At 32.1% G+C, this 12,653-nt stretch carries 8 protein-coding genes and 1 tRNA gene; 8 read left to right on the top strand and 1 reads right to left on the bottom strand.

Annotated elements, in window-relative coordinates; translation table 4 throughout:
- Positions 1 to 100 precede the first annotated feature (100 nt).
- The 7 genes from rpoB (at position 101) to FG904_RS01525 (ending at position 11,035) form a co-directional block, all read left to right on the top strand.
- On the top strand, positions 101 to 3,736 hold the full coding sequence (gene rpoB / locus FG904_RS01555) for a DNA-directed RNA polymerase subunit beta (RefSeq protein ID WP_139592179.1): 3,636 nt from the start codon (positions 101 to 103) through the stop codon (positions 3,734 to 3,736).
- On the top strand, positions 3,729 to 8,216 hold the full coding sequence (locus FG904_RS01550) for a DNA-directed RNA polymerase subunit beta' (protein ID WP_139592178.1): 4,488 nt from the start codon (positions 3,729 to 3,731) through the stop codon (positions 8,214 to 8,216). The genes rpoB and FG904_RS01550 overlap by 8 nt, the downstream gene beginning before the upstream one ends.
- Before the next feature lie 94 nt (positions 8,217 to 8,310).
- Positions 8,311 to 8,808, top strand: coding sequence for a dUTP diphosphatase (locus tag FG904_RS01545; protein WP_139592177.1), 498 nt, complete (start codon positions 8,311 to 8,313; stop codon positions 8,806 to 8,808).
- 24 nt (positions 8,809 to 8,832) lie between these two features.
- A tRNA-Leu gene (locus FG904_RS01540) sits at positions 8,833 to 8,916 on the top strand.
- A gap of 37 nt (positions 8,917 to 8,953) precedes the next feature.
- Entirely contained in the window at positions 8,954 to 9,451 is a 498-nt protein-coding gene (locus FG904_RS01535; RefSeq protein WP_139592176.1) for a redoxin domain-containing protein, read from the top strand.
- A gap of 1 nt (position 9,452) precedes the next feature.
- On the top strand, positions 9,453 to 10,538 hold the full coding sequence (locus FG904_RS01530; RefSeq protein ID WP_139592175.1) for a M42 family metallopeptidase: 1,086 nt from the start codon (positions 9,453 to 9,455) through the stop codon (positions 10,536 to 10,538).
- A gap of 62 nt (positions 10,539 to 10,600) precedes the next feature.
- Positions 10,601 to 11,035: a hypothetical protein gene (locus FG904_RS01525; protein ID WP_139592174.1), complete on the top strand. Its 435-nt coding sequence runs from the start codon at positions 10,601 to 10,603 to the stop codon at positions 11,033 to 11,035.
- A gap of 38 nt (positions 11,036 to 11,073) precedes the next feature.
- Here FG904_RS01525 and FG904_RS01520 read toward each other — a convergent pair whose 3' ends face one another.
- Entirely contained in the window at positions 11,074 to 11,523 is a 450-nt protein-coding gene (locus FG904_RS01520; protein WP_139592173.1) for an 8-oxo-dGTP diphosphatase, read from the bottom strand.
- 270 nt (positions 11,524 to 11,793) lie between these two features.
- Here FG904_RS01520 and rpsB point away from each other — a divergent pair, with 270 nt between their 5' ends.
- Positions 11,794 to 12,642 (top strand): 30S ribosomal protein S2, encoded by an 849-nt coding sequence (gene rpsB, locus FG904_RS01515; RefSeq protein WP_246051817.1) that lies wholly within the window; start codon positions 11,794 to 11,796, stop codon positions 12,640 to 12,642.
- The last annotated feature ends 11 nt before the right edge of the window (positions 12,643 to 12,653 follow it).

Below are 12,653 nucleotides of genomic sequence, written 5' to 3'. Positions count from 1 at the left end.
ATCATTTTGCTAAAATATATATACCTTTATAAGAAACAGCATTTTTATATGCATTTTTTTGTTTTGATTTTATAGGTTGACTCAGAAAGGACTTAATTGCATGAATTCTAAACCAACAAATTACAAATTACGTAAATTTGGTCCAATTACAGAGAGAAGAGATTACTCTGTTACTAAAAAATCGTTAGAATTATTTGACATTCTGAAAACAAGCAAATCAAGTTTTGAAAAATTTGTTCGCGAAAGAATAGAAGCTTGTTTATTAGATGTTTATCCAATTGAAGCTGCAAATCAAGAAGTTAAACTTGATTATGTAAAAGGTTCAATTAGATTTGAATACCCATTCAAAAAAATCACAAGTGAAAGTGAAGAAATTAGAAAATGTAAAGCTAAAGGAATCAACTTTAGTTTAAAAGTTTATGCCGAACTTAGATGAGAACTAGGAGAAACAGGTGAAACTCAAACAGATGAAGTTTTACTAGGAGAAATTCCTTACATGACTTCAGGTGGAAGTTTCATCATTAACGGATCTGAAAAAGTTATTGTTAGTCAGTTGATCCGTTCACCTGGTGCTTATTTTGGACTAAGTGTTAGAAATAAACAATCTGATGACCTTTTCAACAAATTAGAAATTTTACCTAGAATCGGTTCTTGATTAGAAATTTCACACCGTGTTACTTCATCAGCAACTGATACAGTTAAAGTAAAAATTGATAAAAACAAAAACGTTAATTTAGGAACATTCCTTGGTGCATTCGGGTTTGAGGAAAAAACAATTCGTGAATTATTCGGAAACAGTGATGTTTTAGATACAACTTTAAGAAAAGACAAGTTTATTTTAGAAGACTACGCTGACAAGTTGGAATTACTTAAAAATTGTCAAGATGAACTTTTCAACACTATGAGAAAAGGTGATAGACCTACAGATAGTGCAAAAGCTTCATTGTTACCAAACACTTTATTTGATAAAAAACGTTACAACCTTTCAAGCACAGGTCGTTACATGTTGAATAAAAAACTATCATTAGTTGACCGTATTACAAATACATACTTAGCTGAAAACTTAACAATCAGAAACGAAGATAAACCTTTATTTGTTAAAGGTGAATTTATCGATCTAGCAAAAGCTAAGAAAATTCAAGAATTGACTGAAAACAAAAACCAATTAAGATTAATGTCAAACATTCCTGGAATTGATCCAAAAATTGTTTACTACAATCTGATTGATGAAAAAGATGAAAAGGATGAATTAGAAAAACGTATTCGTATTTCTAAACTTTTAGTTTACCCAACTAAAAAACACATGGATGAACATCCAGAAAATCCTGTTTTAGTTATTGGGAATGACCCTAAATCAAAAGAAACTCATCTATTGATTTCTGATATTGTTGCTGCTATTAATTATTACTTCAACTTACTTGAAGGAATTGGTCAAGACGATGATCCAGATTCATTAACAAATAAACGTATTGTTTCTGTTGGTGAATTATTAGAAGGTCAATTAGCAACTGCTTTAATTAAATTTGAAAAACAAACTCGTGAACGTATGGGTTCTAAAGAAGCAAGTAAAGTTACAGCAAAAAATGTAACCAATAACAAAATTATTACAACTCAGTTTAAACAATTCTTTAACTCATCAAAACTTTCACAATTTATGGACCAAATTAACCCATTAGCCGAAGTTTCAAACAAACGTCGTGTTACATCTCTAGGGCCTGGTGGTCTTAACAGAGATACAGCTCAATTCGAAGTTCGTGACGTTCATGCAACTCACTATGGAAGAATTTGTCCTATCGAAACACCTGAAGGACCAAACATTGGTCTTATCTTAAACTATGCTACTTATGCAGAAGTTGATGAATTAGGTTTCTTAAAAACTCCTTACTTCAAAGTGGAAAATGGAGTTGTTCAATATGATGAAATCAGATACTTAACTGCAGCTGAGGAAATTGGTTACTCATTTGCTCAATCATCAGTTAAAGTTGATGAAAACAACAGAATTGTTGATCAAAGTTTAACAATTAGACGTGATTACACTTACTTAACAGGTACACCAGAAGAAATCGATTTTATCGAGGTTTCTTCAAAACAAATAGTTTCAGTTGCTGCTGCTGCTATTCCTTTCTTAGAAAACGATGATGCCAACCGTGCGCTTATGGGATCTAACATGCAACGTCAAGCAGTTCCTTTATTAGAAGCTGAAGCCCCATTTGTTGCAACTGGTATTGAAGCCGATATTGCTAAGTATTCATCATATAACTTAGTAGCTAAAAATGCCGGTGTAGTAACTTATGTTGACGGTTCAAAAATTCATATTAAAAACCAAAAAGATAGTACAGATAAATATACCCTAAGAAACTTTGAAAGATCAAATCAAGATACTTTAATCCAGCAAAAACCAATTGTTAAAGTAGGTCAATATGTCGAAAAAGGTGACTTACTAGTTGATGGTTCATCATTTAAAGATGGAGAAATGGCATTAGGTAAAAACGTTTTAGTTGGATTCACAACCTGAAATGGATATAACTTCGAGGATGCTGTTATTATTAATGAAAGATTAGTTAAGGATGATGTTTATACATCAATTCATATTGAAGAACAAATCATTCAATTCAGAACTTCTCGTGCAGGTGATGATGTTTTAACTGCTAATATTCCAAATGTTTCAAAACACTCAATCAGAAATCTAGATGAAAATGGTATTGTAAGAGTTGGATCAGAAGTATTACCAGGTGATGTTTTAGTTGGTAGATTGTCACCAAAAGGTGAAGATAATCCTTCTCAAGAAGAAAAATTATTAATGGCAATTTTAAGTCAACGTCCTTCAACAACAAAAGATACTTCATTAAAAGTTAAAAACGGTCACCACGGTACTGTAACTCACGTTGAAATTCTTTCACGTGATAATGGAGATACTTTAGAAGAAGGTGTAGATAAAATTGTTAAAGTCTCAATTGCGCAAAAACGTAAAATCAAAGTTGGGGATAAAATGGCTGGTCGTCACGGAAACAAAGGGGTTATCTCAATTGTTTTACCAGAAGAAGATATGCCATATTTAGAAGATGGAACACCATTAGACATTATGCTTAACCCACAAGGTGTGCCTTCACGTATGAACATTGGTCAAGTTTTAGAGTTACACTTAGGTATGGCCGCTAGAAAACTTGGTGTTAAATTCGTTACACCTTCATTCGATGGGGTTAAAAAACAAGATATCGAAGCTGCTTTAGAAGAAGCTGGTTTAGATAAAAACGGTAAACAAACATTAATCGATCCAATTACAGGACGTAAGTTTGACAAACCAATTTCAATCGGTGTTATGTACATGTTAAAACTTAACCACATGGTTGATGATAAAATGCATGCACGTAGCGTCGGGCCATACTCACTGATTACCCAACAACCACTTGGAGGGAAATCTCAAAACGGGGGACAAAGATTCGGGGAAATGGAAACATGAGCCATCGAATCTTATGGAGCTGCTAATGTGCTACAAGAAATTCTTACTTATAAATCAGATGATATAGCAGGAAGAAATTCACTATATAGTGCTTTGGTTTCAGGTAAAGAATTACCAGATCCAGGAATTCCTGAATCATTTAACGTTTTAAGTTATGAACTTAAAGGTCTAGGAATGAAACTAGAATTATCTGAAAAAACAATTACAGATGACATGTCAGTAAACACAGAACAATACTTTGATTTCAATGAAATGGGAGGTGACTTAAATGAGTAATTTTGATACAACAATTAAAAATGCAACAAAAACAATTAATAAAATTACCCTTTCATTGGCTACTAACGAAGATGTTTTAGCATGATCAAATGGTGAAGTAACTAAAGCTGAAACAATCAACTATAAAACATACAAACCAGAAAAAGATGGTTTATTTGATGAATTAATTTTTGGTCCCACAACTGACTACAAATGTCCGGTTTGTGGAACAAAATATAAAAAGAGCGATGAAGGACAACACTGTTCAAAAACTCCAGCTTGTGAAAAATATAAACCAGAAATTTTACCTAAAATCACACGTAGAACAAGAATGGGACATATCAAATTACACAACCCAGTTGTTCACTTCTGATTCTTCAAAATTGATCACTCAATTATTGCTAAATTATTAGGTCTAAAAGTTGATCAATCATCTAAGCCAGTTACAAAAGCTGATTTAGAAAAAATTATTTACTATAAATCTCACATTGTTTTAGAAGATGGTGGATTAAAGAGTTTACACAAAAATAGAATCATTGATATTAATGACGCTGTTGAAATTTATCACAATGCACTTACTGAAATGCTAGAAATGCATGATGAAAATAGTGATGAATATGAAGATATTAAAACTTCATTAGAAGAATTGGATGAATACGCAAACTCAAAAATTGGTAAAGATTTTGGTATTGATTTTTATCAATACAACGAAATTATTCATGAATACTCTGATGCTAAAATCGACACAGGTTCAAAAGCTATTGAATATTTATTAGAAAAAGTTGATTTACAAAAAGAACTTGAAGAAGTTAAAAAAGAAATTGATTATATCAACTCAATTGACACAGGTTCATTAATAGCTAAAGGTTCATCAAGAGAACAAGAACGTAATAAACTATATAAACGTTTAAATGTAATTAACTCATTCATCAATTCAGGTCAACATCCAAAACAAATGTTGATTTACAATCTACCAGTTATGCCGGCTGACTTACGTCCTTTAATCCAGCTTGATGGTGGAAGACACTCAACAAGTGATGTCAACGAATTATATAGACGTATTATTATTAGAAATAATCGTTTAGGTAAATGAATCGAAAGCGATGCTCCGATGTTAATTAAACAAAATGAGTATCGTATGATTCAAGAAGCAGTTGATGCATTAATTGACAACGGAAGAAAAAAACCTTCTCCAGTTACATCAAAAGACAACAACCCATTAAAATCTATTTCAGATGCACTAACAGGTAAAAAAGGTCGTTTTAGACAAAACTTACTAGGAAAACGTGTTGACTACTCAGGGCGTAGTGTAATTGTTGTTGGACCAAATCTAAAAATGCATGAAGTTGGTATTCCACGTGATATGGCGGCTAAGTTATTTGAACCATGAATTATTAATGAGTTAATGAATGGTGAACCAAATGTAACTAGTGTTAAATCAGCTAAGAAAATGATTGAAAACTTAAACCCAATTATTTGACCTTATGTTGAAAAAGCAATCGAAGGAAGACCGGTATTATTAAACCGTGCACCCACACTGCACCGTTTATCGATTCAAGCATTCCAACCAGTTTTAATTCGTGGTAAAGCTATTAAACTTCACCCATTAGTAACAACAGCCTTCAATGCTGACTTCGATGGAGATCAGATGGCTGTTCACGTTCCTGTTTCTCCACAAGCAGTTAGAGAAGCACAAGAACTAATGCTTGCTTCAAAAAACATCTTAGGTCCAAAGGATGGAGAGCCTATCATTAATCCTTCACAGGATATGATTTTAGGTCTTTACTATCTAACAATGGAAAAAGATGGCTCAGCTAAAGCTGAACAAAACGAAGGAAAATACTTTGCTGATTACAACGATATGCTTAAAGCATATGAAAATAATTTAGTTTCACTACACACAAGAGTTATTCTTCCAATTGAAACACTAGAAAAAGAATCAGTATCAAATAACACTAAAAATGCTTACATTTTCTCAACTGTTGGTAAATTCATTTTAAATAAAGCCTTACCATCAGACTTTGAATTTATTTTTGGTAAATATGTAGGACAAAACGGCGAAGGAAAAGAAAAAATTCACACTTCATCAGATGTTAACGTGTTGGATCTTTACACATTTGGTTATGGGGAAAACGGTAAGAAAATAGTTTCTGAAGCACCAGTCAACTTAGCATTAAGTAAAAAAGATATTGCTAAAATTGTTCGTAAAATTTATGAAACATATGTTGCAGTTGTGACAATCGAAGATGTTGCTTCAGTAATTAACACAACTACCGAATTAAACTATGAAACTCGTTTTGAAGCTTGTGCAGATTTAAAAGATTATGCAGGTAATCCAATTAATACTTCACATGCTAAATTACTTTCAAACTTAATTAAAAAAGAATTTGAATACTTAGTTTATCTACACCGTAAGAAAAATCCAGATTTAAACCTTGCTGAAGCTCCAAGATGAACAATCAGCACATATACAACAGTTCTACAAAAAGTTTGATTTGAATATTCAAACTATGTAGCTTCAATTCTTGACAATATTAAGAACTTAGGATTTAAGTTCTCAACTATTTCAGGAACAACAATCTCAATGAACGACATTACTACAATTGATTCAACTAGAGCTAAAATTCAAGAAGGTGATAATTACATCAAACAATTAGCATCATACTTCAAAAAAGGTTGAATTACTGATGATGAGCGTTATACATTAACAATTAACAAGTGAACTTCTGTCAAAGAAGAAATTGAAAAAGATCTAAAAGCTGAAACCAAAAAAGACATCGATAACCCACTGTTTATGATGTTTACATCAGGAGCACGTGGAAACTCATCAAACTTTACTCAGCTAGCTGGTATGCGTGGACTTATGAACAACAACACCAAAGTTCTTAAAGCCGATGCTGAAAACGATCGTGTTGTTCGTTCAACAGTTGAAATCCCTGTTAAGTCTTCATTCCTATCAGGACTAACAGCTTATGAATTTTACTCATCTACCCACGGGGCCAGAAAAGGGTTAACAGATACTGCGCTTAACACAGCTAAATCAGGATACTTAACACGTAGATTAGTTGATGTTGCACAAGGAATCGTTGTTAGAGAAGCTGATTGTGGTTCTGACTTTGGATTTGTTGTTAAAGACATTAAAGACACAAAAACAGATACAGTTATCGAACCATTAGCAGAAAGAATTGAAGGTCGTTTCACAAACAAAGCAATTTTAGATGATAATGGTAATGTCTTAGTTGCAGGAAACACTTTAATAACTCCTGAATTAGCAGAAAAAATTGTTAATGAATATGGAAAATCTGAAGTGGAAATTCGTTCAGTACTTTCATGTCATACACGTAATGGTGTATGTAAAATGTGTTATGGTAAAGACCTTGCCACAAACCGTTTAGTAAACATTGGTGAAGCTGTAGGGGTAGTTGCTGCTCAATCAATTGGTGAGCCTGGTACTCAGCTAACCATGCGTACATTCCATACAGGAGGGGTTGCTGGTGGAGAAGATATTACAGGTGGATTTGGTCGTTTAACAGAGTTAATCGATGCTTATGATTTCCCTTGAGGAAAACCAGCTGTAATTTCAAGTGTTAATGGAACAGTTGTTTCAATTGACACTCCAGAGCTAAAAACAGAAGGTAAAGTTGCTGATTCAAAAGTTGTTAGAGTCGAATACAGAGACAAAGAAGGGAATACACTATACGCTGAATTCCCAGGAAAATCTTCACAAAAATTACGTGTTAAACCTGGTGATAAAGTAGTTTCAGGTCAAAAATTATTTGAAGGACCAATTATCCTTAACGACTTGTTAAAAGTTGCTGACACTCGTTCAGTTCAAAACTACTTATTGAAAGAAATTCAAAGACTATACCGTCTACAAGGTATTACAATTTCTGACAAATACATTGAAATTATTATTAGACAAATGTTATCTAAGATTATCATCACAGACCCAGGAGATTCAAAATTCTTCACAGGTAGCTTAGTTGATACATTAGTTTACCAAAGAGTTAATGGTGAATTACTAGCACAAGGTAAAAAACCAGCTTATGGTGAAGTTAAAATTCGTGGAGCAAAACAAACACCTTTATTAAGTGATTCATTCTTATCAGCTGCTTCATACCAAGAAACAGCTAAAATTCTTGTTAATGCTTCTATTGGTCAAAAAGTTGACTTGCTTGAAGGTCTAAAAGAAAATATTATCTTAGGACACAAAATTCCTGCCGGAACAAATGGGAATTATGAACTAAAAGGTAAATATGATATTAGAGATCCACGTTCATACTTTACAGATAAAGCTGATGATACATATAACTTCGATGAACAAATTCACGATGAACTAGACATGGATGAATTTGAAATCGCTGCTGAATACGATACAGAATATGAAATTAACTCAAGTGATGATTTCTTTGAATTAATTGAAGATCAAAATTCCGAATTCACAGACGAAGATGAAATGTTTGAAGCAATCGATGATATCGATGAAGGCTACATGTACTAATTTCATTAAAATAATGCTAAATAAGTTGCTTAATGCAACTTATTTTTTTATAACTTTTTGCCCTAAAATTAAGCCAAAGTATTATAATTAATGCATGAATTTATCAAGTATTTTTCAAATGCAAAAAGAATTAGATAACAAAATAGAATTAAAGGCTAAAAAACTAAATCCAAATTTAAACAGTAATGATTTACAAGTTCAAAAAAGTTTAGCTTTAATCATTGAAGCTGGTGAATTTATTAACGAAGTGCAATCTTTTAAATACTGAAAATTAAACAAAAATATTCAAAAAAATAAAGTCACTGAGGAATTTGCTGATTTATTACACTTTTTTGTTAATTTAGCTATTAATTATGATTTAAAACCTATTATTGAACCTAAGATTGTAAATGATGATATTAACATTCAATTTCAACAATTATTTATCGCAATAACTGATTTTATGCAAAATTCTAATCAAGATACCTTGCTTTATGCTTTTGAAATTGCACTAGGTTCATTTGTTTCATTAGGTTATACACAAAATGATTTAAACGAAGCATATTTATTGAAAAATAACACTAATCACCAACGAATTGTTAATAACTATTAACTTTTTAGTATAATAGTTAAAAGCGCACTAATGGTGGAATGGTAGACACCGTAGACTCAAAATCTACTGGAGAAATCCGTGCAGGTTCAAGTCCTGTTTAGTGCACCATATGCCTGTATCAGGCTTTTTTATTTAAGGAGATGATATGAGAGTTACATATATCGATGACAAACAACTTACACTTAATGGTAATGAAGTTGAAATGAATCAAGCAGTAAAATTAAGCGGTGCTTTAAGAGGTGGTTTTGCGCAATCAGAAGTTAATAGAGAACATGACTACATAGTAGTAGCCACATTCCCTTCAATTGACACTTCAGTTTGTGATATGCAAGTTTTAAAACTAGCAGAATTATCTGAAAAATATCCACAATTTGACTATGCATCATTTTCAGTTGATTTACCAACAGCACTACAAAACTATGCTGATGGACACAAAGTTGGAGACATTCAACTTTATTCAGATTACTTCGACCATTCAACACTAAATGGTTTTGGAGTGTTAATTAATGAATTAAAAATTTCAGCTAGAGCAATGTTTGTTTTAGACAAAGATAACAAAGTTGTTTACAAACAAATTAACGATCAAGTTAAAGCACAAGTTGACTTTGATTCTTTAGAAAACAAAATGAAAGAGTTAATTTAATATGGATCAAAAATATCAAGAACTATATAACCGTTTAAACACTTACATGAGCATTGAAGCTATTTCGCGTTTTGAAGAACCGGTTGTTGAAGAATTAAAAAGAAACATCAGTGGTTTTGAAGTATCTCGTGATGCTTTAGGTTCAGTAATTTTCTTCAAAAAATCAGCTAAATCTAATGCACCAAAAGTAATGTTAGCAGCTCACATGGATGAAGTTGGATACATGGTTAGATCTATAGCTGACAATGGTAATATTTTAGTTACAACAATAGGTGGTGTATGACCTTCTGTTGTAATTGGAACAAAAGCTACAGTAGTTTCATCAGCTACAGGACAAAGATTTTCAGGTGTATTTGGACACACCAGCATTCACATCATGGATAGAGACAAATTAGGTGTAGCAATTAAAGAAGCTGACTTATTTGTTGATTTAGGTTTCACATCTAAAAAAGAAGTTGAAGAAGCAAACATTGAAATCGGTGACAAAATTTTCTTATCAGGTGAAACACTACAATTTGCTAATAATATTGTAGGTGGTAAAGCTATGGATAACCGTGCGGGTGTAACAGCGCTTGAAGCAATTGCTAAAAACATTGCCAATTTAGATTTAGGTTGTGATGTGTACTTAGTTGGAACAGTTCAAGAAGAAGTTGGAACTCGTGGAGCTAAAACTTCTGCTGGAATTTTAAACCCTGATGTAGCTTTCGCTGTTGATACCGGAGCCGCACATGATACAACAGGTGCTAAACCAGGAACACCTTCATTAGGTAAGGGTGTAAGTATTTTAGTCAAAGATGGTGGAACATTACCGGATCCAAAATTAATTAAAGTACTAATGCAAATTGCTAAAGATAAAAACATTCCTGCATACAAATATGTAGCAGGAGGTGGTGGAACTGATGCTGCTGAATTACAGTTTGCACCAGGTGGTTCATCAGTAGCTACAATTTCAATTCCGCAAAGATATCTACACAGTCCAATTGGACTAGCATCATTAATCGATATTCAAGCAACAATTGATTTAATGACAGAATTCATCAAAGCATTTGATGTTGATTTATATCAAGAACAAATTGCTTACAAATAATTTATTTACACCATATTTTCAATATGGTGTTTTTATATCTAATAGTTTGCTATTATTAAATTATGGATAAATCGAACAAATGGATCAAAATTTACTTTCAAGTTGTTGAAAAGCTTTTGAAGTACCACAACATGCCACAACCACTACCATTTGATAAGTTAAAAATTGCCAATTATTATAAAAACTATAAGTTAACCGAAACTTACGGTTGAAAATACCAACGACACCACATTGAAGAAATTTATATTAGTGGAGCTATTTTACAAACTTACAAAGAAGCTTATGCTAAAGGCTTAAGCATAATAGTGACTCAAGAGCAACATTGTCTGTTACATTATTTAATTGTTTTAGCTCAAACTACAATACCAAACAATGGAATGCTTGTGCAAGTTGATATAGCAGCTTGAGATAAATTTGTTAAACAACAGTGCGAGATTTTTGAAGTTGAATATGTACCAAATTGACATGATTATTTAAAATCAGGACTTGAATTTTAACAACTAAAAAACAGCAAAGAATAACCTTTGCTGTTTTGTTATTTCAATTCATCAACTATATTTAAGTATTTATTATTATAATGTTCTGAATATTCGTCTTTTAAAAACACTTCAAGCATAATTCCAAAATTATCAGCAAGTTCTAATTTCGCCAATTGATCAAAAGTTGTTCAAAAATTATTACCTTCAGGTGTGTTAATTAATTGACCTTCAAACTTGTTAGTTTTGTATAAAAAGCAAACATTACGTCCTGTTTCTTCATTAAATCATTGTTTAATACCACATAATTGTAAATCAGAAACTTTTAAACCCGTTTCTTCATAAACTTCTCTAATTGTTGAATCAACAATCGATTCGTTTAATTCAACATGTCCACCTGGGAAAGCAATTCCTTTTCATCTTTTTAACCTATCATGAGCTAAAACGTTGCCTTTATCGTCATAAATCATGCACATATTGGTTAAAGTAATATTTTCAAATTGACGCATTGTTACCTCTTGTTTTAAATAATTTTCAAATTATAACAGTTATATTTTAATATTTGCTATTTTTACAAAAAATATTAAAATGGAGTTTTTTGCTTGGAAAATTCAATTTTTTGATTAAAATTAAAACAAGAGTTTTACAAACTTGACAAATTTTTTTATAACCATAAGTGCGGATTCGCTTGGGTGTGCTAATTATAGTGCTAGGCGAGTTGAAACATTTATGTAGCAAAAACAAACTAAAGGAGACATCTTTATGTCAGAAAACGTAGAATTAAAAAAGAAGCAAAAGAAGTTAAGCCTGCTGCTGTTGCTAAAGAAGCAAAACCAGTTATTGTTTCAAAAGCAAAATTATTAGAAGCTGGAGCATACTTCGGACACAAAACACACGCATGAAACCCTAAAATGAAAGAATTCATCGTACCTGGAAGAAAAAACAAAGGGTCACATGTTATTGACATTATTAAAACTCAAAAAGCTTTAGAATTAGCTTACAACATGCTAAACACATTAGCAGCAAAAGGTGCGCAATTCATTTTTGTTGGAACTAAAAAACAAGCTCGTGAAGCTGTTAGAGAAGCTGCTGAAAGAACAAACTCATTATTTGTAACAGAGAGATGATTAGGTGGAACATTAACAAACAACTCAACAATTATGTCTCGTGTTAAGAAAATGAAAGAACTTGAAGATAAAGCTGCAACAGGATTTGCTGGATACACAAAGAAAGAAGCTTTATTATTACAAAAAGACTTAGATAAATTACACAAAAACTTAAACGGTATTCGTACAATGGGATCAAAAATGCCACAAATTATGATTGTTGCAGATCCAAACGAAGACGCAATTGCTGTTAAAGAAGCAAGAAGAAAGAAAATCAAAGTTGTCGGAATTATGGATACAAACACAGATCCAGATTTATTAGACTTTGGTATTCCTGCTAATGACGATTCAGCAAAATCAATTACATTAATCATGACAATTCTAGCTGACGCTATTGTTAAAGCTAGAGGTGGTCAACACAAATTTGCTTTCCAAGAAGACGAAAAAGTTGTTTTACCTTCATTCCAAAAAGAACAACCACAAGTTCAAGTTGAATCAACAACTACATCAGAAGCAAACTAATTTAACTTAAT

Source organism: Mycoplasma nasistruthionis (assembly GCF_006228185.1).
GTDB classification, from domain to species: domain Bacteria; phylum Bacillota_I; class Bacilli_A; order Mycoplasmatales; family Metamycoplasmataceae; genus Mycoplasmopsis; species Mycoplasmopsis nasistruthionis.
This window is presented reverse-complemented; position numbering and strand designations above follow the sequence as displayed.